At 56.7% G+C, this 23,461-nt stretch carries 19 protein-coding genes; 10 read left to right on the top strand and 9 right to left on the bottom strand.

The genetic code is table 11. The features are described from left to right. Positions 1–30 precede the first annotated feature (30 nt). The gene (locus tag UR289_RS07660) at positions 31–1,242 is read left to right on the top strand and encodes an MFS transporter (RefSeq protein WP_320709623.1); all 1,212 of its coding nucleotides are present in this window, start codon (positions 31–33) and stop codon (positions 1,240–1,242) included. Here UR289_RS07660 and mtfA read toward each other — a convergent pair. Continuing rightward, positions 1,239–2,036, bottom strand: coding sequence for a DgsA anti-repressor MtfA (gene mtfA / locus UR289_RS07655; RefSeq protein ID WP_033145920.1), 798 nt, complete (start codon positions 2,034–2,036; stop codon positions 1,239–1,241). The two genes, UR289_RS07660 and mtfA, sit on opposite strands and share 4 nt — an antisense overlap. A 215-nt stretch (positions 2,037–2,251) precedes the next feature. Here mtfA and UR289_RS07650 point away from each other — a divergent pair, with 215 nt between their 5' ends. The 3 genes from UR289_RS07650 to UR289_RS07640 all read left to right on the top strand — a co-directional run bounded on the left by UR289_RS07650 (position 2,252) and on the right by UR289_RS07640 (position 4,916). Next, positions 2,252–2,398: a DUF2256 domain-containing protein gene (locus UR289_RS07650; protein WP_071891562.1), complete on the top strand. Its 147-nt coding sequence runs from the start codon at positions 2,252–2,254 to the stop codon at positions 2,396–2,398. After that, positions 2,395–3,924 (top strand): cryptochrome/photolyase family protein, encoded by a 1,530-nt coding sequence (locus tag UR289_RS07645; protein ID WP_320709621.1) that lies wholly within the window; start codon positions 2,395–2,397, stop codon positions 3,922–3,924. The genes UR289_RS07650 and UR289_RS07645 overlap by 4 nt, the downstream gene beginning before the upstream one ends. 92 nt (positions 3,925–4,016) lie before the next feature. Further along, positions 4,017–4,916, top strand: a complete 900-nt coding sequence (locus UR289_RS07640) for a LysR family transcriptional regulator (RefSeq protein ID WP_045142985.1) — start codon at positions 4,017–4,019, stop codon at positions 4,914–4,916. Here the strand turns inward: UR289_RS07640 and UR289_RS07635 are convergent. The 4 genes from UR289_RS07635 to UR289_RS07620 all read right to left on the bottom strand — a co-directional run bounded on the left by UR289_RS07635 (position 4,891) and on the right by UR289_RS07620 (position 10,485). Beyond that, positions 4,891–5,679, bottom strand: coding sequence for a substrate-binding domain-containing protein (locus UR289_RS07635; RefSeq protein ID WP_320709619.1), 789 nt, complete (start codon positions 5,677–5,679; stop codon positions 4,891–4,893). The two genes, UR289_RS07640 and UR289_RS07635, sit on opposite strands and share 26 nt — an antisense overlap. After that, positions 5,676–6,989, bottom strand: coding sequence for an MFS transporter (locus tag UR289_RS07630; RefSeq protein WP_029741700.1), 1,314 nt, complete (start codon positions 6,987–6,989; stop codon positions 5,676–5,678). The genes UR289_RS07635 and UR289_RS07630 overlap by 4 nt, the downstream gene beginning before the upstream one ends. Positions 6,990–7,271: 282 nt before the next feature. Further along, positions 7,272–8,921 carry a class I fumarate hydratase FumA gene (fumA, locus tag UR289_RS07625; protein WP_045356690.1) on the bottom strand — a complete coding sequence of 550 codons (1,650 nt, stop codon included), beginning with the start codon at positions 8,919–8,921 and terminating at the stop codon, positions 7,272–7,274. A 55-nt stretch (positions 8,922–8,976) separates the two neighbouring features. Further along, complete coding sequence (locus UR289_RS07620) at positions 8,977–10,485, bottom strand: anion permease (RefSeq protein ID WP_072210827.1); 1,509 nt, start codon at positions 10,483–10,485, stop codon at positions 8,977–8,979. A 605-nt stretch (positions 10,486–11,090) separates the two neighbouring features. Here UR289_RS07620 and UR289_RS07615 point away from each other — a divergent pair. Continuing rightward, entirely contained in the window at positions 11,091–13,871 is a 2,781-nt protein-coding gene (locus UR289_RS07615; protein WP_143346806.1) for a flavocytochrome c, read from the top strand. A 94-nt stretch (positions 13,872–13,965) separates the two neighbouring features. Next, entirely contained in the window at positions 13,966–14,928 is a 963-nt protein-coding gene (locus UR289_RS07610; protein ID WP_320709614.1) for an FAD:protein FMN transferase, read from the top strand. Here UR289_RS07610 and dcuR read toward each other — a convergent pair. Both dcuR and UR289_RS07600 read right to left on the bottom strand, forming a co-directional pair. After that, complete coding sequence (gene dcuR / locus UR289_RS07605; protein WP_033145914.1) at positions 14,909–15,628, bottom strand: two-component system response regulator DcuR; 720 nt, start codon at positions 15,626–15,628, stop codon at positions 14,909–14,911. The two genes, UR289_RS07610 and dcuR, sit on opposite strands and share 20 nt — an antisense overlap. Next, positions 15,625–17,241 carry a sensor histidine kinase gene (locus UR289_RS07600; protein WP_064672756.1) on the bottom strand — a complete coding sequence of 539 codons (1,617 nt, stop codon included), beginning with the start codon at positions 17,239–17,241 and terminating at the stop codon, positions 15,625–15,627. Before UR289_RS07600 ends, dcuR begins: the two co-directional genes overlap by 4 nt. A gap of 164 nt (positions 17,242–17,405) precedes the next feature. Between UR289_RS07600 and UR289_RS07595 the strand changes: the two genes are divergently transcribed. Then, positions 17,406–18,269, top strand: coding sequence for an N-acetylmuramic acid 6-phosphate etherase (locus UR289_RS07595; RefSeq protein ID WP_033145912.1), 864 nt, complete (start codon positions 17,406–17,408; stop codon positions 18,267–18,269). A gap of 52 nt (positions 18,270–18,321) precedes the next feature. Here the strand turns inward: UR289_RS07595 and ompC are convergent, their stop codons facing one another. Next, on the bottom strand, positions 18,322–19,488 hold the full coding sequence (gene ompC / locus UR289_RS07590) for a porin OmpC (RefSeq protein ID WP_320709610.1): 1,167 nt from the start codon (positions 19,486–19,488) through the stop codon (positions 18,322–18,324). 284 nt (positions 19,489–19,772) lie between these two features. Here ompC and UR289_RS07585 point away from each other — a divergent pair, with 284 nt between their 5' ends. From UR289_RS07585 to UR289_RS07575, 3 genes are all read left to right on the top strand, one after another. Further along, complete coding sequence (locus UR289_RS07585) at positions 19,773–20,474, top strand: phosphohydrolase (protein WP_167819443.1); 702 nt, start codon at positions 19,773–19,775, stop codon at positions 20,472–20,474. Between the two features lie 61 nt (positions 20,475–20,535). Next, positions 20,536–21,951 carry a DNA cytosine methyltransferase gene (locus UR289_RS07580; RefSeq protein WP_039263788.1) on the top strand — a complete coding sequence of 472 codons (1,416 nt, stop codon included), beginning with the start codon at positions 20,536–20,538 and terminating at the stop codon, positions 21,949–21,951. Then, on the top strand, positions 21,932–22,423 hold the full coding sequence (locus UR289_RS07575; RefSeq protein ID WP_033145908.1) for a very short patch repair endonuclease: 492 nt from the start codon (positions 21,932–21,934) through the stop codon (positions 22,421–22,423). Before UR289_RS07580 ends, UR289_RS07575 begins: the two co-directional genes overlap by 20 nt. Here the strand turns inward: UR289_RS07575 and yedA are convergent. Continuing rightward, positions 22,395–23,309 carry a drug/metabolite exporter YedA gene (gene yedA / locus UR289_RS07570; protein WP_033145907.1) on the bottom strand — a complete coding sequence of 305 codons (915 nt, stop codon included), beginning with the start codon at positions 23,307–23,309 and terminating at the stop codon, positions 22,395–22,397. The genes UR289_RS07575 and yedA overlap by 29 nt on opposite strands. Positions 23,310–23,461: the final 152 nt, after the last annotated feature.

Below are 23,461 nucleotides of genomic sequence, written 5' to 3'. Positions count from 1 at the left end.
CACATTTATTGACACTATGTTCACATTCTCATGCGCACTGACTCAGAAACATTGACCGAAAAGGTTATCTCAAAAGCCAACTGGCCCCTGGCGCTATGTGCGGGTTTATTAGGTATCGGGCAAAACGGCCTGCTGGTGATGCTCCCGCAGCTGGTGACCCTGACCGGGCTGCCGCTCTCGGTCTGGGCCGGTCTGCTGATGTTCGGATCCATGCTCTTTTTACCGGCCTCGCCATGGTGGGGACGCCAGAGCGAGCGGCGGGGATGTAAGGCCGTGATGGTGGCCTCGCTGAGCGGCTATCTGGCCAGTTTCGTCGTCATGGCGCTGGTGGTCTGGGCGATGGCGGCCGGAAGGCTGGATACCGTCTGGGGACTGGCGGGACTGATTCTTTCACGTCTGCTTTACGGACTGACGGTCTCGGGGCTGGTACCTGCGGCCCAGACGTGGGCTATTCAGCGTGCGGGGCTGGAGAAGAGAATGGCGGCGCTGGCGACGATAAGCTCCGGCCTCAGCTGCGGACGTTTGCTCGGCCCGCCGCTGGCGGCGCTGATGCTCAGCGTCAGCCCGGTCGCGCCGCTCTGGCTGATGGCGATCGCGCCGTTAATCGCGCTGCTGCTGGTGCTTCGCGAAGCCGCAGACCCGCCGCTGCCGCCGGTGGCGCACCAGGCGACCCGCCTGCAGGCCTCGATGCTGCCGTTCCTGCTGCTGGCGTTGCTGCTGGCGGCGCTGGTCAGCCTGATGCAGCTTGGCCTGTCACCGCATCTTAGCCCTCTGCTGGAGGGCAACGCCCGGGAGATCAGCCATCATGTTGCGCTTCTGCTGAGCCTGGCCGCGCTGGCCACGCTCGCGGCGCAGTTTCTGGTGGTCCGCCCGCAGCATTTCACTCCGGTGACGTTGCTTTGCATCGCGGCGGTGTTAATGGTCGCAGGGCTTGGGCTGATGACCGTCGCCGGTTTAACGCTGTTCTACGTGGGGATTGTTATCACTTCACTCGGGGCGGCGATGGCCACGCCGGGCTACCAACTTCTGCTGAACGACAGGCTGACCACCGGGAAAGGGGCGGGCGTCATCGCCACCAGCCACACGTTAGGCTACGGCGTCAGCGCGCTGCTGGTGCCTGTGGTGACGCGCTTTTACGGCGAGCAGTCTTTGACGGTGGCCGCATGGGGAATGGCAGTGCTGTTTTTAGCGTTGAGCATAGGGGTACGGTCAACCGAGCGGACCCCTGCTGAAAAGCCTTAATGGATCTGGCGGGAGGAATGGCCGCCAGACTCCTCATTTTGCCGCAGACGCTGGAGCGGATCCTGCTGATAAAACTGGCAGAAACGCTGCCACAGCGCCGGGAAGCGGGGCGCGAAAAGCTCTGGCGCGCTGAAGAAATACTCCGAGAGCACCGCAAAGCACTCGGCCGGGTCGGTTGCCGCATAGGCGTCAATGCTGGCCGCGCTTTCGCCCACCAGGTCTATTTCATCCTGGATGTTATCCATCGCCGCGTGCAGATCGTGCTCCCAGCCCGCCACCTCGCGAAGCGGGATCAGCGGTACTCCGCTGGCGCGATCGCCGTTGCGGGTATCGAGCTTATGCGCCACTTCATGGATAACCAGATTAAAACCGGACGCATCGAACGAGTCCTGAATGTCGAGCCAGTTCAGGATAATCGGCCCCTGCTGCCAGCTTTGTCCGGACTGCACCACGCGCTGGTTGTGCACCAGCCCGATGTCATCTTCCCACTCGTCATCGACGATAAAGGGGGCCGGATAGATCAGCACCTCGTGGAAACCGTCCAGCCACTCAATGCCGAGCTCAAGCACCGGCAGACAGAAAAGCAGGGCGATGCGCGCGTTTTTAAGGGGATCGAGTTCGAAACCCTGCAGTGGAACCAGGCGTTTTTGCTGTAAAAAACGATCCGCCAGCTGAACCAGTTTCGCTTGTTCATCCGGCTTAAGATTAGCCAGAACAGGGATCGTCAGCGCGTCATCCCATGGCAGCGCCATATCCCGGCCAGCTTCATTCGTTTTCCAGGGCCACTTTATCATCGCTTTGCTCGCAAACTCGTCACTTGAACAAAAATGGGAAAGTCAGGTTTGGTTAAGATGCCAGAAAATCGCTCATTGCGACAATTCCAGCCTGAATAAACTATCATTCGTACGTAGCGGTGGGTAGCGGTTTACGGGCATCACCTTCATTTTGTGAAGTCTGTCGTAGCCTGCATCCACAGGTTTAGTGAAGAAATCAGTACGGTAACGAAAAGATGAGCGATTTCAAAGGTAACAAGCAGGACCTGCCCAGCCGGGCGTGCGCGCACTGCCAGCGGCCCATGACGTGGCGCAAGAAATGGGCGAAATGCTGGGATGAGGTCAAATACTGTTCCGAGCGCTGTCGAAGGAGCCACCGTTGACCGAACTGCGCCTGATCCTGGGCGATCAGCTTAATCCGCACCACAGCTGGTTCGATGCCTGCAATCCAAATGTCATTTACGTGATGCTGGAGCTGCGGGCCGAAACCGCGTACGTGCTTCACCACGCTCAGAAAGTGATCGCCATTTTTGCGGCCATGCGCGCGTTTGCCTCTGCGTTAAAAGAGAAGGGGCATCGGGTGAGGTATGTCCGGCTCTCTGACGACTCAAACCGCGGCGCGCTGGAAGACAATCTCAACGCGCTTGTCGCGCATTACGGCGCCGACAGGGTGATATGGCAGGAGCCCGACGAATGGCGCCTGGACACGCAGCTGCAGGCGTGGGCGAAAGCGGCGTCCGTCGAAACGGCCTGCGTCAGCAGCGAGCATTTCTTCAACACCCGTGAACAGGTGAGCGCGTTCTTTGCGACGCGCAAAAGCTGGCGAATGGAGTACTTTTACCGGGAAATGCGTCGTCAGAACGGCATACTGCTAACCTCAGAAGGCGAGCCGGAAGGGGGGAAATGGAATTATGATGCTGAAAATCGCAAACGCTGGTCCGGCGCGCCGCCCGCGCCGGACGACTCGCGTCCCAGCCACGATTATTCAGCCTTATGGGCGGAGATCCAGCGCTGTGGCGTAAACACCTTCGGCGAACCGCAGGCCGGGAATTTTAGCTGGCCGCTCAACCGTTCGGAAGCCAAAGCCAGGCTGGATGAATTTATCGCTCACGTGCTCCCGCAGTTCGGCGCCTGGCAGGACGCGATGCACGCTGAGGAGCCTTTTCTGTTCCACTCGTTAATTTCGTTCGCGCTGAACACCAAAATGCTTAATCCGCGGGAAGTGGTGGCTGCCGCCCAGCAGGCATGGCGTTTGGGCCATGCGCCGCTGCCAGCCGTCGAAGGGTTTATCCGACAAATTCTCGGCTGGCGGGAGTACGTGCGTGGGATCTACTGGTCGCAGATGCCGGGCTATCGGGAGCTGAATGCCTTAGACCAGCACGCCCCGCTGCCGGACTGGTTCTGGACCGGCAGGACGCAGATGCGCTGCCTGGCGCATGCGATTGGGCAGTCGCTCACCGAGGCTTACGCCCACCATATCCAGCGCCTGATGGTCATCGGGAACTTTAGCCTGCTCAGCGGCCTGTCGCCGCAGGCGGTTCATGAATGGTATCTGGGGGTCTATATTGATGCCTTTGAATGGGTGGAGCTGCCCAATACCCTCGGAATGAGCCAGTTTGGCGATGGCGGGTTGCTGGCCAGTAAACCCTACGTCTCGAGCGCGTCGTACATTCATAAGATGAGTAACTACTGTCAGGGGTGCCGGTATCAACACAGCCAGCGTACCGGAGAGCTGGCGTGCCCCTTCAATGCCCTTTACTGGGATTTCTTTGCGCGCAACCAGGCGCGTCTGGGTAACAATCCCCGCCTGGGCATCGTCTTTAAACAGCTTGCAGACATGAAGGAAGAGGAGCGGCAGGCCATTGCCGATCGCGCCGGGTATATTCGCCTGCATCTCAACGAGCTCTGACGTATTTCACCACCGCGCCGGTTGCGGCGGGTTAATAAGACGCTATTATTTTTGACTTTGTTGCGTATTCCCTGACAGGACATCCAGACGCCATGCCCGTGAATTTTGACCTTAACGATCTTTATGCTTTCAGAGCGTTAGTGGAATACGGTAACTTCCGTGTCGCTGCTGAATCTATCTGCTTATCCCAGTCGGCGCTGAGCCGCAGGATTGAAAAGCTGGAAGCCGCGCTGGGAAACCGGCTGTTTGACCGTACCACCCGCCGCGTGTCCTTAACGTTATACGGGCAAAACTTTGCTGAACGCTCCGCGCAGCTGCTCGACAACGTTGAGTCAATGCTGGCGGATGTCGATAAGGTCAGCGAAGAGCGGACGGGGCTGATCACGGTTGCCACGGTCCCTTCCGCGGCCTGTTACTTTATGCCTGATGTTATTCGTCGTTTTCAGTCTCGCTATCCGCGCGTTCGCATTAAGCTCATCGACAGCAGCGCGGGGAATGTGATTGACGCCGTGGCCCGAAGCCAGGCGGATTTTGGTATCTGCTTCGCAGGAAACCTGCCGTCTGACATCGAATTTTTCCCGCTGGTGGAGGATGTCTATGTCGCGGCGTGCCGAAAGGATCACCCCCTGGCGCAGAAGAGTCACCTGACGTGGCAGGCCTTTTACCAGCAGGATTATATCTCCCTCGATAAAACGTCAGGCAACCGTAACCTGCTCGATCGGATGCTGGGGGATATCGTTCCCGAACGCCCCAGCGTCTGCGAAACGCGCCACGTTACCACGATGCTCGGTATGGTAGAGGCGGGGATCGGCATTGCTGCCGTTCCCGCCATGTCGATGCCGACGTCAGAGCACACGCTGCTGACGCATCTGCCGCTGGTGGCGCCGGAAGTGAAACGCACCGTGGGGCTTATCCGGCGCCGGGGGCGCATCCAGTCCTACATTGCGGCTGAACTGGAAAAGCAGATCACCGAGCAGTATCGCCGGACGTAACGGGGATCATCCCCGTCTTCTGGATGACGGCCCTGGAGGGCGGTGAGGCGAGATAGGTCAGCAGCGCTTTCCCCTCCGCGGGATGTTCTGCATGGCGGGTGACCGCACCCGCGAAGCGCGTGATGTACTGCAGATTATCCGGGATTTTCCCGATAAACGTGACGCCCTGAACCGGCAGGAGCTCGCTGACCTGCTGGAAACCGACGGCGTATTTTCCTTTCGCCACTTCTGAGGCGACAGGGATACGCTCGACCATTGTCGCTTTACCCGCCACTTCTTTTTCGATCCCCATTTTTTTGAACAACGTCTGGCTGACGTACCTGCCGCTGGCGCTGTCAGAGTAGGCGATGGAGCTGGCCTGCAGCAGCGTGTTACGCAGAGCCGCCTCGCTGCTGATATCAGGGACATCCGCACCTTTTTTCACCACCATGCCAACGGGGGAGTCCGCGAGTTCGGTTCGCGAACCCGGCTGGGTCTGGCCGGCTTTTTCGAGCTTCTCCAGCGCATCGCCCACCATAATCACCACGTCGGCTTTCTCGCCGCGCGCCAGTCGGTTTGGGATCGCCTGCGGCGTAGCGCCCATTGAGGGGCCGGGGATAATCACGATTTTATCCCCGGTCCGGCGTTCATAGTCCGGGGCCAGCTTTTCCAGGGCGGCCTTGAAGCCGCCTGAAATCATGACCTTTACGTCCTGGGCACAGGCATTAACGCTAAGGAGCGTCAGCACCAGCGCGCTGGCGGTAAAGCGATAGGTGCGTTTCATACTGCCCCCTGTGACTTGACGGTGTTTTGCAGCGATACCGCGCGGCGGCGGTAGAGGTAGAGCGTGGCCAGCAGGGCGCACACGGCAGCGAAACTCATCCAGTAGCCAGGCGAGGCTTTGTCACCGGTGTATTCAATCAGCGCGGTGGACATGACCGGGGTAAAGCCGCCAAAGACCGCCGTTGCCAGGCTGTAAGCCAGAGAGAACCCCGCCACGCGCACTTCAGCAGGCATAATCTCCGTCAGGGCCGGGATCATCGCGCCGTTGTACAGGCCGTAAAGGAAGGAGAGCCACAGCAGCACGCTCAGCATCATGGAGAAGCTGGGCGCGCTCGCCAGCAGCGTCAGGGCGGGGTAGCTGGTCGCCAGCGCCAGCAGGGCCATGGCAATCAGCACCGGCTTGCGCCCGAAGCGATCCGACAGCGCGCCGCCCACCGGCAGCCAGATGAAGTTAGAAATCGCCACCAGCAGCGTGACCAGCAGGCTGTCCGAGGCGCTGAGCATCAGCACCTTTTTGCCAAAAGTGGGGGCGTAGACGGTGATCAGGTAGAACGCGGTGGTGGTCATCGCCACCATCAGCATGCCTGCGACCACCACCTGCCAGTTGCCAAGGAGCGTTTTAAAGACCTGACGCATCTCCAGATGCTGGCGGCGCGCGCTGAACTCTTCCGTCTCCTCCAGCTTGCGGCGCAGGAAAAAGATAAACGGCACGATTAAGCAGCCGAACAGGAACGGGATGCGCCAGCCCCATTCGCGAATGGCGCTCTCCTCCATCAGGGCATTCAGGGCAAAGCCCATCGCCGCGGCGACCATAATGGCGACCTGCTGGCTGCCGGACTGCCAGCTGGTGTAAAACCCTTTGCGGCCCGGCGTGGCGATTTCAGCCAGATAAACCGAGACGCCTCCAAGCTCCGCTCCGGCGGAAAAGCCCTGCAGCAGACGGCCCGTCAGCACCAGCAGCGGCGCCCACAGACCGATGCTTTGATAAGAGGGGATAAGCACAATCAGGAACGTCCCCGCCGCCATGATGGAAAGCGTGACGATCAGCCCCTTTCTGCGACCTACCTTGTCGATATACGCGCCTAGCACGATGGCGCCTATTGGACGCATCAAAAAGCCCGCGCCGAAGACGGCGAAGGTCATCATCAGCGACGCAAATTCACTGCTCGCCGGGAAGAACGTATGGGCGATGTAGGTGGCATAGAAGCCGAACAGAAAGAAATCGAACTGCTCAAGAAAGTTGCCGGACGTCACGCGGAGTATGGCGCCCGCTTTCGAGCGTACGGTTGCAGGTGAGGTTGAGGAAAACATGGTTATCTCCAGTTTATTGTTGACGTTTTACGCGTCTGTTTTTGAAAACTGGATCAGGATGAGGAAATAGATAAGCGCAAATGCCGCATCGGCTGATGCACGTTTTGCATGAATAGCCTTCGCGGGATCAATACAATTAATGACAACAATAACTTAACAATTGATTGATTTTTTATTCACCACTTTTTGCTAAGTGGCTGATATCACGGTTTTGTGACATGACGCAGGCGCATGTCTGTCTGCGACTGCCGGGCAGCGTTGCGCCACCCGGCCTGTCTCAACCTAGCGCTGTGAACAACCCGCGCACTGTTTGTTCTGGATCTGCTGGAAGAAATCGTTGCCTTTGTCATCCACCAGGATAAACGCCGGGAAGTTCTCGACTTCAATTTTCCAGATGGCTTCCATTCCCAGCTCCGGATACGCGACGCATTCCAGGCTCTTAATGCTGTTTTGCGCCAGCACCGCCGCCGGGCCGCCAATGCTGCCCAGGTAGAAGCCGCCGTGTTTATGGCAGGCGTCGGTTACCTGCTGGCTGCGGTTGCCTTTCGCCAGCATGATCATGCTCGCGCCGTGGGATTGCAGTAAGTCCACATACGAGTCCATACGGCCAGCCGTGGTCGGGCCGAGTGAGCCAGAGGCGTAGCCTTCCGGCGTTTTGGCCGGGCCTGCGTAGTAGATCGGATGGTCTTTAACGTACTGCGGCAGTTCTTCACCGTTGTCGAGCAGCTCTTTCAGCTTCGCGTGGGCAATATCGCGCGCCACGATGATGGTCCCGTTCAGCGACAGGCGGGTAGAGACCGGGTGCGCGGAAAGCTGCGCCAGGATCTCATTCATCGGCTTGTCCAGATTGATGCTCACCACGTCGCCTTCGCCCTGCTGGCGCAGTGATTCAGGAATATACTGGCCCGGGTTGTGTTCCAGCTTCTCAATCCAGATCCCGTCGCGGTTGATCTTCGCTTTAATGTTGCGGTCTGCGGAGCAGGAGACGCCCATGCCGATTGGGCAGGAGGCGCCGTGGCGCGGCAGGCGGATCACGCGGATATCGTGGGCGAAGTATTTACCGCCGAACTGCGCGCCGAGGCCGAGGTTCTGCGCTTCCTGGAGCAGTTCCTGTTCGAGCTGAACGTCGCGGAACGCCTGGCCGTGTTCGTTACCTTCCGTCGGCAGCGCGTCGTAGTAGCGCGTGGAAGCGAGCTTCACGGTTTTCAGCGTGGCTTCCGCTGACGTTCCGCCAATCACAAACGCGATATGGTAAGGCGGGCAGGCCGCAGTGCCCAGGGTGCGCATCTTCTCAACCAGGTAGTTTTTCAGCTTCGCCGGGGTGATCAGCGCTTTGGTTTCCTGATAGAGGTAGGTTTTGTTGGCAGAACCGCCGCCTTTTGCCATGCACAGGAATTTGTATTCGTCCCCGTCCACGCTGTAGAGATCGATCTGCGCGGGCAGGTTGGTGCCGGTATTCACCTCTTTATACATGTCCAGCGCCGCATTCTGCGAGTAGCGCAGGTTATCTTCAATGTAGGTGTTATACACGCCCTGGCTCAGCGCCGCTTCGTCACCGCCGCCGGTCCAGACGCGCTGGCCTTTTTTACCCATGATGATCGCGGTGCCGGTATCCTGGCAGGTTGGCAGCACGCCTTTTGCGGCAATTTCAGAGTTACGCAGGAACTGCAGGGCAACGTATTTGTCGTTCTGGCTGGCTTCCGGGTCGTTGAGAATGGCGGCAACCTGCTTCTGGTGAGAAGGACGCAGCATAAACGCGGCATCGTGGAAGGCCTGCTGCGCCAGCAGGGTCAGGGCTTCCGGCTCCACTTTCAGCACTTCCTGACCGTCGAATTCGGCAACGGAGACGTGCTCTTTGGTCAGCAGGTAGTATTCGGTGTCGTCATGGGAAAGAGGGAAGGGGTTCTGGTAGAAAAACGGTTTATTTGACATAGCGTATTGCTCCACAAAAATAAAACCGCCGGAGGAGAAGTCCGGCGGTCAGGAATCAGAACATCATGGACATCCACGGATAACCAATCAGCAGCAGGGCCGCCAGGAAGATGGCACCGAAGATGGTGCCGAGGCGCCAGTAGTCTTTGGTTGGCAGGTAGCCGCTACCGTAGTAAATCGGGCTTGGGCCAGTACCGTACGGGGTGATGATCCCCATGACGCCCAGCGAAGTTACCATCAGCAGAACGAACACTTCCATATTCATGCCCGGGATGGTGGAGGCGATGGTCAGCATCGCTGGCAGCAGCGCCGTGGTGTGCGCGGTGGTGCTGGCAAACAGGTAGTGCAGCAGGTAGAACGCCAGCAGCAGGACGACGGTCGCCACGCCCGGAGAGATACCGCTCATCAACAGACCGCCTTCTTTACCTAACCAGCTGATAAAGCCGGTAGAGGAGAGGCCATCCGCCAGTGCCACCAGGGTGGCGAACCAGACGAAGGTGTTCCATGCGGCCTTGTTACCGGTGATATCGTTCCATTCCAGCACGCCGGTCCACAGCATCAGACCGACGATGAGCAGGGCTGCCATGGCAGGCTCAATCCACGCGGCGGCGAAGATCCACATCAGCAGCGCACAGCATACGAACACCAGCAGCAGAATTTCATTGCGGGACAGTTTGCCGAGTTTTTCCAGCTCGCGGGTCGCCCACAGCGGCACTTCGTTATTCACTTTGACTTCAGGTGGGTAGAACCAGTAGGCCAGCAGCGGCATGGCCAGAATCAGCAGGATACCCAGCGGCAGGAAGGCGAGGAACCAGGTGCCCCAGGAGATATCAATCCCAACCGTACTTTTCACCAGTGCCAGGGCCAGCAGGTTTGGCGCGAGGGCGGAGAGGAACATTGAGCTGGTAATACAGGCTGCGGTGATCGCCACCCACATCAGGTATGAACCAATTTTACGCGCGCTTGGGTCATTAGGTTTTGAACCGTACAGCGGCGGCAGGTTAGCGATAATCGGGTAGATGGTCCCGCCGCTGCGCGCGGTGTTGGACGGGGTGAACGGTGCCAGCAGCAGGTCCGCAAACGTGATGGCGTAACCGAGCGTCAGGCTGCGACGGCCGAGATACTTCACCAGAATCAGCGCCAGACGGCGGCCGAAGCGGGTTTTGTCATAGCCAGCGGCGAACATAAAGGCACCGAAAATCAGCCAGACGGTAGAGTTACCAAACCCGCTCACCGCCCACTTAAAGGAGGCGCCCGCCAGCTTGAATTTCGGGTCAGCCAGCTGATCGGGGCTGAACAGCACCCACTGGCTGCACAGGGCGATGGCAACCACGCCGGTCAGGCCGATCACCGCACCCGGCAGCGGTTCGAAGATCAGACCGACGATCACGCCGACAAAGATGGCGAAGTAGTGCCATGCGTAAGGCGGCAAGCCTTCAGGAACGGGAACAAACAGCAGCAGTACGGCGACGATGACGGGTAGCGCCATCATCAGCAATCGTTTTGCGTTTCCATTTGATGCCTGGTTCGCCACAGGGGGCGTTACAGCAGTTTTTGTATTCATAGTTTCACGTCTTAAGTTGTCAAAAATTCGGTCGCACTGAAAAAGCACTTTATTTAGTTTCTTTGCTTTTTTTAGTTATTAAAGGTGCTTTCTTGTATTTTCAGTAATAGCGATTTAACGCGTTTTTGTGTGCGCTAAATTAAAAAAAAGATGATGTTTTTATATTGCGCTTTTGAATGCCATGACTATTGATCGCGATCAAAAAAATAGAATTACAGCGTTATTTTTATGCTTTTATTAATAACCACTCTGGCGTATGTGGTTATTGCCTGTTTTTTGCGTGTTTTTTATCATTTATTTAACAAGATAGATTTTGGTGTGATTGCAAAGCTTTGATTTTATTGGTTTTATGTGTGTTAAGGTGAATTGGTTTTACCATTCATATTTTAACGGTTTTTAAATTATTGTGAATGACTGAATTACAATCGCTAACACCAATGTGTTATTTGTGTTATCGCAGGGATTAAATAGTTTTTTAACTAACGTAATAACTTTAGAAACTAAAAAAATCATTATATTAATATCATGACATCGGCAAATAACGACGAAATAAAAAATCAATCCGATAACGAATTCTTAATTTTTAAAAGTTTGGAGTTTCTATTATGAGCACTAACGAACGCATTCTTAGCCCCTTCACATTACCGAATGGCACTGAACTGAAAAACCGTTTGTTAATGGCCCCTATGACAACCTGTACCGGCTATTTTGACGGCACAGTCACCAGCGAGCTGGTGGAGTACTATCGGGCCCGTTCCGGCAGCATTGGCACCATCATTGTGGAGTGTTGCTTCGTCGACGATCTCGGTCTCGCCTTCCCGGGTGCCATCGGTATTGATAATGACGAGAAAATTGCCGGGCTGGCGAAAATCGCGGAGGCCATCAAATCCAAAGGATCTAAGGCGCTGCTGCAGATCTACCACGGCGGCCGCATGGTCGATCCAAAACTGATTGGTGGCCGTACCCCGGTTGGCCCGAGCGCCGTAGCCGCGCCGCGTGAAGGTGCCGCAACGCCTGTCGCCCTGACCGCAGAAGAAGTGGAAGGCATGATCGGCAAGTTTGGTGAGGCGGTGCGTCGCGCCATCCAGGCCGGTTTCGACGGCGTGGAAATCCACGGGGCGAATACCTATCTGATTCAGCAGTTCTACTCCCCGAATTCAAACCAGCGCGACGACGAGTGGGGCGGCAGCCGCGATAACCGCGCGAAGTTCCCGCTGGCGGTGCTGGACATTACCCACAAAATGGTGCGCCAGTACGCGGACGACGCGTTTATTATTGGCTACCGCTTCTCCCCTGAAGAGATGGAAGTCCCGGGCATCCGCTTTGACGACACCATGTATCTGCTGGAAAAACTGGCGGCGCGCGGCGTGGACTATCTGCACTTCTCCGTCGGCGCTACCCTGCGTCCTTCCATCGTCGACACCCAGGATCCCACCCCGCTTATCGAAAAATACTGCGCGATGCGTTCTGAAACGCTGGCGCAGGTTCCGGTCATGGGCGTGGGCGGCGTGGTGAATGCTTCTGATGTGAATGAAGCGCTGGACCACGGTTACGACCTGATTGCCGTTGGCCGCGCCACCATCGCTTATCCGGACTGGACAGACCGCATTGCGGCCGGGGAAAGCCTGGAGCTGTTTATGGACAGCACCAAACGCGAAGAGCTCAGCATTCCTGAACCGCTGTGGCGCTTCTCGCTGGTAGAAGCGATGATCCGCGACATGAGCATGGGTGAATCCAAATTCAAACCGGGTACCTTTGCTGAGAAAGTGCAGGATGACGCTAACGAGCTGGTGATTAACGTCAGTCTGGAAACTGACCGCATTGCGGACATCGAGCTGGCCTCCGGCCCGAGCGAAGACGTTGAGTTTGTAACCAGCTTTGAAGAGATCCGTACCCGCATTCTGGACGCCAATACCCCGCACGTGGATGCCATCACCGGCGCAACCAGCCAGAGTGAAGCGGTGAAGAAAGCGGTCTCTAAAGCGATGCTGAAATCCAGCAAAGCGCTGGCCGCGGAAGAGGGCGTTGACCCGAACGAAACCCGCAGCGTGGACGTGGTCGTTGTCGGCAGCGGCGGCGCCGGTCTGGCGGCGGCGATTCAGGCTCACGACGAAGGCGCGAGCGTGCTGATTGTCGAGAAAATGCCGACCATCGGCGGGAACACCATTAAAGCTTCAGCCGGTATGAATGCCGCCGAAACCCGCTTCCAGCGCGTGAAGGGCATTCAGGACAGCAAAGAGCTGTTCTATCAGGAAAGCCTGAAAGGCGGCGGCAACAAGAACAACCCGGAACTGCTGCGTCGCTTCGTCGAAAACGCGCCGCAGGCAATTGAGTGGCTGGCAACGCGCGGCATCATGCTGAACGACATCACCACCACCGGAGGGATGAGCATCGACCGTACTCACCGTCCAAAAGACGGTTCAGCGGTAGGCGGCTACCTGATCAGCGGCCTGGTGCGTAACGTCAACAAACGCAACATCGAGGTGATGCTGGATACCTCCGTCAGCGACATCATCTTCGAGAACGGCGAAGTGACCGGCGTACGTCTGACCACCGAAGAGAACGAAACCGTCACCGTGGCAACCAAAAGCGTGATTGTCGCCACCGGCGGCTTCAGCGCTAACAGCCAGATGGTGGTGAAATACCGTCCTGATCTGGAAGGGTTCGTTACCACCAACCACAAAGGGGCAACCGGCGGCGGCATCGCGCTGCTGGAGCGCATCGGGGCCGGTACCGTGGATATGGGCGAAATTCAGATTCACCCAACCGTAGAGCAGAAAACCTCGTACCTGATTTCCGAATCCATTCGCGGCGGCGGGGCGATTCTGGTCAATCAGAAAGGGGAGCGCTTCTACAACGAAATGTCGACCCGCGATAAAGTCTCGGCGTCAATCATCGCGCTGCCGGAGAAATACGCATACATCGTCTTTGACGAGCACGTACGTGCCAAAAACAAAGCCGCGGATGAGTACATCGCGAAAGGTTTCGTGACCAGCGCCAGCTCGCCAAAAGCCCTGGCTGAGGCGCTGGGTATGGATCACCACGCTTTTCTCGCGACGCTGGAACGTTACAACGGCTTCGTTGAAAAACAGCACGATGATGATTTTGGCCGTACCACCGCGCTGCGCGCGCCTATCAACGAAGGGCCGTTCTACGCCATTCAGATTGCACCGGGCGTGCACCACACCATGGGCGGCGTGACCATCAACACCGAAACCTGCGTGCTGGACAGCAACCACAACGTGCTGCCAGGCGCGTTTGCGGCCGGTGAAGTGGTCGGCGGGATCCACGGCGGTAACCGTATCGGCGGTAACGCAGTGGCAGATATCATTATTTTTGGTACGCTTGCAGGACATCAGGCGGCTATGCGTTCGAAAAAGCAGTAAGACCCCTGTGTTGTAGGCCGGATACGCCCAGCGCTATCCGGCATTTTCCCCGGCGGCGCGGTGCTGGCCGGGGCTACATCTGAGGACTCCTGCCATGCCTGATAGCCATCGCGTTTACAGCTACTCCGCCGTCCTGATGGGCTCACCCATTCTCCTGAAACTCTTCTCCCACGACGAAGCCCTCGCGTCCCGCGTGTTTCGCCTGATCAAACAGTACGAAGATCTGCTCACCGTTAACCGCGCGCACTCGCAGGTGATGGACATCAACCATGCGGCTGGCCAGCATCCGGTTACCGTCAGCCGGCCGGTGTTTGAGCTGATCCGCTGTGCCAAAGCGGCAAGCCTGTTCAGGGACAGCGCCTTTAACCTGGCGATAGGTCCGCTGGTGAAGCGCTGGAAAATTGGCTTTCAGGGGGACAGCGTTCCGCCTGCCGATGAAATCGCGTCGCTGCTGGCGATAACCCGTCCTGAAGATGTCATTCTTGATGAGGCCAGCAGCAGCGTGTTTCTGACCAGAGCGGGGATGGAGATCGATCTGGGGGCCATTGCCAAAGGCTATATCGCCGATAGGGTGCGTGATTACCTGCATAAAGAGGGCGCTGAGCTGGGGCTGATCAACCTCGGCGGAAACATTCAGACGTTAGGCTCGCCGGAAGGGGGCTGGAGCGTGGGGCTGAAAAAACCGTTCGCCGGTGATGCGCTGATCGGCACGATGACCGTAGAGAACCTCTCCGTCGTGACGTCGGGAACGTACGAGCGCTACTTTGAGCAAAACGGCAAGCGCTATCACCATATTCTCGATCCGCGCACCGGGTATCCGCTGGACAACGAGCTGGACAGCGTAACGATTGTTTCGAAGGACTCCATCGACGGCGATATCTGGACCACGCTGATGTACGGCATGGGCATAGAGAAGGGCTGTGCCGCCCTGCGCGCGCGCCCCGATATTGAAGCTATCTTTGTGACCAAAACAAAAGAAGTGGTGTTCTCTTCAGCACACCACTTCCGCTTTACCCTGCTGGATAACGACTACCGCGTTACTGACAGTATTGCTTGAGCAGGCCGGTCTGCTCCGGCTGGAGACGGTAGCGATACACCGGACGGCCGGTGGCGCCGTAGTGAATGCTGGTGAACAGAATGTTGATTTGTGCGAGCCAAATCAGGTACTTGCGGCAGGACACGCGCGAGATATTGACCGCGCTTGCCAGGTCATCGGTAGAAAATTCCGTCTCCGGGTGAGCGTCAATCCACTGGCAAATCGTGCGCAGCGTTTGCGGCGTTAACCCCTTCGGCAGCTTTTTACTGTCCGCCAGTTCCGGCGCCCCGCCGTGGATCAGCCGGTCGACGTCGGCCTGCTCATAGTACTGGTGCGAACCCATCAGGCTGTGCTTTGCCTTCCAGCCGTTCAGCGCCTCTTCAAAGCGCGGGAACTGGAACGGCTTGATCAGATAATCCACCACGCCGTAGTGGATGGAGGTCTGGATCGTGGCGGCGTCGGCAGCCGACGAGATCATAATCACATCGATCGGGCGACCGGATGCGCGAATAACGGGCAGCAGATCCAGCCCATTATCCTGCTGCATATAGACATCCAGCAGCACCAGATCGACAGGCTGCCCGGGGTTATTAATGATGGCCTCGGCCTGGTTTAGCGTGGAGGCGACGCCGCAGCAGCTAAAACCATCAACACGGTTGACATACAGACGGTTGAGGTCGGCTACCATGGCGTCATCATCGACAATTAATACATTTATCACGCGATATTCCTCTCGCTATCCCAGGGGATGTGAACAAAAAATTGGGTAAATACGCCTGGCTCAGACTCGACGCTGATATCGCCGCCGAGGTTCTGAATTTGCTGGCGAGCAAGGAACAGCCCAACGCCGCGGTTTTCACCTTTTGTTGAGAAGCCCTTTGTAAAAATAGCCTCCAGCTGAGCGGGTTCAATGCCGGGGCCATCGTCGCTGACTTCGCAGCTGAGCCAGCCATTCTGATAATGCAGCAGCAGGCCGATCTCACCTTCCTGCTGTCCTTCCATCGCGTCGAGCGCGTTTTCAATGAGGTTACCCAGCACGGTGATCAGCACCGCGACCTGCTCTTCGCTCGCGGTATCCGGTATCTGGCATTCATCCGCCAGCGTCAGGGTGACGCCCGCTTCTTTCGCCCGATTGATTTTACCCAGCAGGAACCCGGCAATAACCGGGGATTTTACCTTGCTCTGTATCGTACCGATATCCGTCTGGTAATTATGTGCCGTCTGGATGATGTACTCTTCCAGCTTGTCGTAGCGCTTCATGTGCAGCAGGCCCAGGATCACGTGCAGTTTATTCATAAACTCGTGCGTGTGGCTGCGCAGGGCATCGACGTAATTAACCATGCCATCAATACGCTGCATCAGCTGGCTGATTTCCGTTTTATCACGGAAGGTGGTGATGGCGCCGATCACCCGATCCTGGCTTTTAACGGGCACCATGTTGCACAGCAATAGACGCCCGTTACAGCTGATCTCCTGATCCTGGCGCGCGACGCCCGTCTTTGAGACTTCGCGCAGGCTGGCCAGCAGGGGGGCGCTGGCATTTTCGGTCTGCTTGCCGGAAGGGAGAAGCAATATTTCTCTGGCGGTCTGGTTGATCATCGTCACGCGCCCGTGAATATCGACGGCCAGCACCCCCTCGCGAAGCGACTGCAGCATCGCCTGACGCTGTTCGAACAAGGCGGAAATTTCGTAAGGTTCGAGGCCGAACAGGATGCGTTTCAGGACCCGCACCAGACCCCAAATCGCCATGGAGCTCATAAAAATACTGAATAAAATGGTCCAGACGGCGTTTAGCCGCCCGCGAGCGATCTGCTCTTCAACCTTTTTCAGGGAGATACCTACCGCCACCACGCCGATCTGCTCGTGCTGGCCGTCGTAGACTGGGGTGAAGACGCGAAGCGCTTCGGCGAGCGCACCCCGGTTTACCGATACGTTCTCTTTGCCTTCAAGCGCGGGAGTTAAATCGTCACCGATAAAATGCAGCCCCAGCAGCGCCTCGTTCGGGTGAGAGTAGCGGATCCCGCGCATATCGGTGACCACGGTGAACAGCAGATCGTTTCGTTTCGTCACCGCCTGGGCGATGGGCTGAATAATATTCTCCTGCGGTGCCTGCATCAGGCCGCGCTGGATCTCCGGGCTGTTGGCCAGCGTTCTGGCAATACCCAGAGCCGTATCTTTTACATCATCGCGGGTCGCCCGGGTGATTTGCACGGAGTAGAGCGCAAAGACCACCAGCAGCACAGAGGCAATAATCGCGCACACCATCAGCGTGACCAGGGTGTTCAGCTTCATGGGGCGCTTGCGCGTCGGAAGGAAAGGCTGCAAATCGCTCATCAACACTCCGCGATGATTAAGAAAGGGGTAATTATCGCCGATGACGCGCTTTTCTTAAAGCCATGTAAAGGCGTGGATTTGGTCCTCTTTTCGTGACCCTCCTCGCAGGTCATCTATATAAAACACTTTATAGTGTGTGGGTACTCATAATAAGGAGGCTGTTTATGAGCGTTATGCTTACCGGTTCGGTCAAGGAAAGACGGCACGCCAGCACGATGAATATTGATAGATTGTCCACGCTGGACATGCTGAAAGTCATTCACCAGGATGATGCACTCATTTCTGCTGCGATTACCCCCTGTTTAAATATTATTGCCCGCGTGGTGGACAACGCCGCCGCGACGCTCAGCCACGGCGGTCGCCTGATTGTCGTTGGCGCGGGGCCGTCAGGGCGCGTAGCGCAACAGATTGCTGATGAATATGCGCCGGGCAAAACCCCTGTAATGGCCGTTACGGCACAAGAAGGGGAAGGGAGCTACGAGCGCGGCGTTGCCGATCTGCAGGCCATCAAGTTTGGTGAACACGATATGATGCTGGCCGTGACCGTCAGCGGAAAAACGCCGTGGGTCTGGGGGGCAATGCGCCATGCGTGGTCGCTGGGTTCACCGGTCGCTATTGTTACCGGTGATGCGCAAAGCGAAGCCGCGCAGCTGGCGAGCATGGTTATCGCTCCGGAGCTGGGGGCCGACGTCGTCGCAGGCTATATCAACACCAAAGCGGGGATCGCGCAAAAAATGATCCTCTCGATGATTGCCACCGGGCTGGCCGTCCGAACCGGACGGGTTTACAGCAACTTGCGCGTGGATCTTGAGGCAAGCACGACCAAATGGGCTGAACGGCAAATCGCCATTGTGATGGAAGCGGGGGGATGCACACGGGCCGAGGCAAAAGCCGCGCTGGAGAGCTGTAACCATAACTGTAAAACGGCGGTATTGATGGTGCTGACAGGGCTGGATGCATGGAAAGCCCATGAGCTGCTGGCGCAAAATAACGGGTTTATTCGCGTGGCGCTGCAGGAAGCGCCGTAAGATCTTCAGATAGTAAAAAGGCCGCAATTGCGGCCTTTGGTATTTTGGGGAATTAGAACTGGTAGGTCATGCCTACCCCAACGATGTCATCAGTTGAGATGCCATTGGCTTCGTAGAAGCTTTCATCGCTGTCCAGCAGGTTGATTTTATAATCAACGTAAGTCGAGAAGTTTTTGTTGAAGCTGTAGGTCATACCGAGATCGATATAGTTCACCAGATCCTGATCAACATAGTCGTAACTATTACCTGGGTTGTAATCATTGCCGCCAATGTCTTTACCTTTGGAGTAAACCCATGCCAGAGACGGACGCAGGCCGAAGTCGAACTGGTACTGCGCTACGGCTTCAAAGTTCTGAGTCTGGTTGGCGATGCCAACATTACCATATGGCGTCATGTTGCGGGTTTCCGCATACATCATGGCCAGGTAAACACCCTGCGCATCATATTTTGCGCCAATGGTCCAGGCTTCAGCGCGTTCGCCACCTGCATACGGGCTGTAGCGGTTGTAGTTACCTGCACCGTATGCAACCTGTTTGTTCGTGCGGTCGGAAGATGAATATGCCGCACCCAGGCTCAGACCGAAGTCAAAATCATAGGTGGTAGACATACCAAAGCCGTCGCCGTTCTGGAAACGAACATTGTCATGGCCATTTTTCGTGCCTTCCTGACCTTCTGTTGCATCCTGACCTTCATTCGCACCCTGATACTGCAGCGCGAAATTCAGACCCTCAGCCAGACCGAAGAAATCCTGGTTACGATAGGTTGCCAGACCGTTAGCACGACCGTTCATAAAGTTATCGGTCCAGGTGTAAGAGTCACCGCCAAATACAGGCAGCATATCGGTCCAGGCTTCAACGTCGTACACGACGCCGTAATTACGGCCATAATCAAATGAACCGTATTCACCATATTTCAGGCCAGCATACGCCAGGCGGTTAAACGATTTGTCACCCGCGCCCTCGGTATTATTAGCGAAGGTTTTATATTCCCACTGGCCGTAACCGATCAGATCGTTAGCGATCTGGGTTTCGCCTTTGAAACCAATCTGCACATAGGTTTCGTCGCCGTCGTCGCCAGGGTTGTCAGAGAAGGTATGACGCGCGTCGACTTTGCCGTACAGGTCAACTTTGTTGCCGTTTTTGTTGTACATTTCAGCCGCATTGGCTGCGCCTGCCATTAATAACGCGGGTACCACAATTGCCAGAACTTTTCTTTTCATTATATATTCCCTTCAAGCATAATTTATATGAATATATGTAATCACCCTCCGCAATTACAGGCTTGATACTATTCCAGGAAGTGTTATTTAGTTTCAAAAATAAATGTAATTAAATCCTATGAAATATTGCCAAACATTTCTATTAATCTCTTTATTTTTCTGCTGAATTAATTCATTGAATTTATACGGTGTAATTATTATTAAGTATTTCGTGGCTCTATTTTTAAATTGATTTAATTCGTCTATGTTATAATTCATGCACTTTTAAACAACAGGATATGACGATGGAACTTGCCCGGTGGCAGCAGCGATTTGAGCGCTGGCTTGAGGAAAACCACAGCACCGACGATACCGCACATGATATTTCGCATTTTCGTCGGGTCTGGATGACGGCGCAAAAAATCATGGCTGATCAGGCGGTGGAGCCGCTGGTGATCCTGACCGCATGCTATTTCCACGATATTGTCAGCCTGCCGAAAAACCATCCCGAACGCGGCCGGTCATCCCAGATGGCAGCGCGCAGGACGTGTGACATTCTGCGCCGCGACTTCCCTGAGTTTCCGCCAGAGCATACTGCCGCCGTTGCGCACGCGATTGAGGCGCACAGCTTCAGCGCCGGGATTGCGCCACAGAGCATGGAAGCCAAAATTGTGCAGGACGCAGACCGGCTGGAAGCGTTAGGCGCGATCGGCCTGGCGCGCGTCTTTGCCGTCTCGGGCGCGCTGGGCGTGCCGCTTTTTGATGCAGACGATCCCTTTGCCGATGCGCGTATCCTTGATGACCGTGCGTTTGCCCTCGACCATTTTCAGACCAAGCTGCTGCGATTGCCTGATACAATGCAAACGGAAATGGGCCGCGAGCTGGCACGTCACAATGCCGATTTCCTGATCCAGTTTATGGCGAAACTCAGTGCCGAATTACACGGCGACTGCATCGGGCTGGATAGCCAGGTGTTGAGCCGCTTCCGTCGCAGTTTGCGCAACTGAACTGTGGTAATCTGTTTCCAGTCTTTACTCTCCGGTTAAAAGAATGCAGGAAAATCGATCAGTGACAGAGCCCGCGCCCGAGCAGGCTGAGAAATCAACGGCAACGGTGCAGGCGTTGCTGCGCCAGCTGTTGGATATCTATGATGCTAAAACGCTGGCCAATCTGCTGGTGGCGCACGGCGAGAGCCACTGGAGCCCGGCGATCCTTAAGCGTCTGCTGACCAGCGAACGCGCAGGGCGTCGCTTGAGCGAAGGCGAGTTTCGTTATCTGCAAAACCTGCTTCCGCGTCCTCCTGCCGCGCACCCGAACTACGCCTTCCGCTTTATCGATCTGTTCGCCGGTATCGGCGGCATCCGGCACGGTTTTGAAGCTATCGGCGGACAGTGCGTGTTTACCAGCGAGTGGAACAAACATGCCGTCCGGACCTACAAGGCCAACTGGTACTGCGATCCGCACGAGCACCAGTTCAACGCGGATATCCGCGATGTCACCCTGAGCCATAAAAGCGGCGTGAGCGATGAACACGCCGCCGAGCACATTCGCCAGACGATCCCGGCGCATGACGTGCTGCTGGCCGGCTTCCCGTGTCAGCCCTTCTCGCTGGCCGGTGTCTCCAAAAAGAATGCCCTTGGACGCGCCCACGGCTTTGCCTGCGATACCCAGGGAACGCTGTTTTTTGATGTGGCGCGCATCATCGATGCCCGTCGCCCGGCCATTTTTGTGCTGGAAAACGTTAAAAATTTAAAGAGCCACGACGGCGGAAAAACCTTCCGCATTATTATGCAGACCCTGGATGAGCTGGGTTATGACGTGGCCGACTCGCAGGACATGGGCGCGGACGATCCTAAAATCATTGATGGGAAACATTTTCTGCCCCAGCATCGCGAACGTATCGTGCTGGTGGGTTTCCGCCGCGACCTCAATCTCAAGGGGGATTTCACCCTTCGTGATATTCCGTCTTTGTATCCCGAGCGTCGTCCTACCGTTGCCGATCTGCTGGAACCTGTCGTTGACGCGAAATTTATCCTTACCCCGGTGCTGTGGAAATACCTCTACCGCTATGCCAAGAAACATCAGGCGAAGGGCAACGGCTTCGGTTTTGGGATGGTAAACCCCAACGATCCGCACAGCGTGACCCGTACGTTGTCCGCTCGCTACTATAAGGATGGGGCAGAGATCCTGATCGACAGAGGCTGGGACAAGGCGCTGGGTGAAAAAGATTTCGACGATCCGCACAACCAGCGTCACCGGCCGCGACGCTTAACGCCGCGGGAATGCGCCCGGTTGATGGGATTTGAGACCCCGCAGGGTTACCGCTTCCGCATTCCGGTTTCGGATACCCAGGCGTACCGCCAGTTTGGTAACTCGGTGGTGGTTCCCGCGTTCGCCGCCGTGGCAAAACTGCTGGCCTCGCGCATCAGACAGGCGGTGGCACTCCGTCAGGGTGAGGCCGTCAATGACGGATGTTCACGATAAGGCCACGCGCAGCAAAAATATGCGAGCCATCGGCACGCGTGACACCGCCATCGAAAAGCGCCTGGCCGGGCTGCTGACGCAGGCGGGGTTTGATTTCCGCGTGCAGGATCCCGCGCTTGCGGGTCGCCCGGATTTCGTCATCGACGCCTGGCAGTGCATCATCTTTACCCACGGCTGTTTCTGGCATCACCATGACTGCTACCTGTTTAAGGTCCCCGCGACGCGCACCGATTTCTGGCTGGATAAAATTGGCAAGAACGTCGAGCGCGACAGACGGGATCTCACCGCGCTGATTGCGCAGGGCTGGCGGGTGCTGATCGTCTGGGAGTGTGCGCTGAGAGGCAGATTAAAACTGAACGATACCGATCTGACCGAGCGGCTGGAAGAGTGGATCTGCGGCGGCGGCCAGACCGCGCAGATCGACACGCAGGGAATTCACCTGCTTACGGTTTCTCCACCTCGCAAGGCGTGACCACCGGTTTTGCGGGCAGTAAATATTTGCCCAGGGTGACCAGCACGACGGCAAAAACAATCACCCCTAATGCCAGCCATTCAACGGAAGAGAGCGTTTCTCCCCCCAATCCCGTCCCGAGCAGCACGGCCACGACCGGGTTGACGTAGGCATAGCTGGTGGCAACTGCCGGCGAGACATTGCGGATCAGGAACATATAGGCGTTAATGGCGATGATGGAACCAAACAGCGCCAGGTAGCCTACCGCCAGAAAGCCCGACAGCGGCGGCAGGGTCGTCAGCTTTTCTCCCGTCAGCGTGGAGGCGAGCAGCAGTACAATCCCGGCGGCGAGCATCTCAATCGCGCCCGCCATCATGCCGGTCGGCAGTTCGATACGCGAACCGTAGACGGAACCAAACGCCCAGCTCATCGAGCCAATCAGGATGATGATTGCGCCCCACGGATTCCCGCTCAGGTTACCGCCGCTGTTCAGCAGAATGATGCCGGCAAGGCCAATACCAATCCCCAGCCATTCCAGCTTGCGGGTGCGGATACCAAAAAGGCGGCTAAAGCAGAGGGTAAACAGCGGTACGGTGGCAACGACCACGGCGGCGATCCCGGACGGTACGTTCTGGTGCTCGGCAATCGTTACAAACCCATTTCCCACCGCCAGCAGCAGCAGGCCGATCAGGGCGGCATTCAGCATCGGGCGCAGCGGGGGAAGCTTGTGCCCGCGCAGCAGCAGGAAGGCCAGCAGCAGCACGCCAGCCGAGAGAAAGCGGATGCCCGCCATCATCAGTGGCGGCCAGCTTTCCACGCCGATGCGAATGACAAAGTAGGTTGAGCCCCAGATGATGTACAGCGAAAAGAGTGCCCCAATGAGCGGTAGCAATTGCCGGAAACGCATAATCCCTCACGACGAAATAAAAAGGTCGCTGATAGTAAACGCGAAAACTATCTCGCTGGCGAGCCCTTTAATTGTGTGGCAGATGTGAATTTTTTGTTGACGTGAGGTGGGTGTTTCCGGGTTTGCGCTTTTGCTCCATACTATTCACCTAA

This window comes from Enterobacter sp. 302C9 (assembly GCF_034106085.1).
In the GTDB taxonomy this organism is placed as follows: domain Bacteria; phylum Pseudomonadota; class Gammaproteobacteria; order Enterobacterales; family Enterobacteriaceae; genus Enterobacter; species Enterobacter asburiae_B.
The sequence above is the reverse complement of the archived record's forward strand: the minus strand, read 5'-3'. Positions and strand labels throughout refer to the sequence as shown.

Excerpts from the sequence above, each read along its gene's own strand:
- ompC (WP_320709610.1), bottom strand. The coding sequence starts at position 19,488 with ATGAAAAGAAAAGTTCTGGCAATTGTGGTACCCGCGTTATTAATGGCA.
- UR289_RS07660 (WP_320709623.1), top strand. The coding sequence starts at position 31 with ATGCGCACTGACTCAGAAACATTGACCGAAAAGGTTATCTCAAAAGCC.
- UR289_RS07640 (WP_045142985.1), top strand. The coding sequence starts at position 4,017 with ATGCCCGTGAATTTTGACCTTAACGATCTTTATGCTTTCAGAGCGTTA.
- UR289_RS07650 (WP_071891562.1), top strand. The coding sequence starts at position 2,252 with ATGAGCGATTTCAAAGGTAACAAGCAGGACCTGCCCAGCCGGGCGTGC.
- fumA (WP_045356690.1), bottom strand. The coding sequence starts at position 8,921 with ATGTCAAATAAACCGTTTTTCTACCAGAACCCCTTCCCTCTTTCCCAT.
- yedA (WP_033145907.1), bottom strand. The coding sequence starts at position 23,309 with ATGCGTTTCCGGCAATTGCTACCGCTCATTGGGGCACTCTTTTCGCTG.
- UR289_RS07575 (WP_033145908.1), top strand. The coding sequence starts at position 21,932 with ATGACGGATGTTCACGATAAGGCCACGCGCAGCAAAAATATGCGAGCC.
- mtfA (WP_033145920.1), bottom strand. The coding sequence starts at position 2,036 with ATGATAAAGTGGCCCTGGAAAACGAATGAAGCTGGCCGGGATATGGCG.
- UR289_RS07610 (WP_320709614.1), top strand. The coding sequence starts at position 13,966 with ATGCCTGATAGCCATCGCGTTTACAGCTACTCCGCCGTCCTGATGGGC.
- UR289_RS07635 (WP_320709619.1), bottom strand. The coding sequence starts at position 5,679 with ATGAAACGCACCTATCGCTTTACCGCCAGCGCGCTGGTGCTGACGCTC.
- UR289_RS07600 (WP_064672756.1), bottom strand. The coding sequence starts at position 17,241 with ATGAGCGATTTGCAGCCTTTCCTTCCGACGCGCAAGCGCCCCATGAAG.
- UR289_RS07620 (WP_072210827.1), bottom strand. The coding sequence starts at position 10,485 with ATGAATACAAAAACTGCTGTAACGCCCCCTGTGGCGAACCAGGCATCA.
- UR289_RS07595 (WP_033145912.1), top strand. The coding sequence starts at position 17,406 with ATGAGCGTTATGCTTACCGGTTCGGTCAAGGAAAGACGGCACGCCAGC.
- UR289_RS07615 (WP_143346806.1), top strand. The coding sequence starts at position 11,091 with ATGAGCACTAACGAACGCATTCTTAGCCCCTTCACATTACCGAATGGC.
- UR289_RS07585 (WP_167819443.1), top strand. The coding sequence starts at position 19,773 with ATGGAACTTGCCCGGTGGCAGCAGCGATTTGAGCGCTGGCTTGAGGAA.
- UR289_RS07630 (WP_029741700.1), bottom strand. The coding sequence starts at position 6,989 with ATGTTTTCCTCAACCTCACCTGCAACCGTACGCTCGAAAGCGGGCGCC.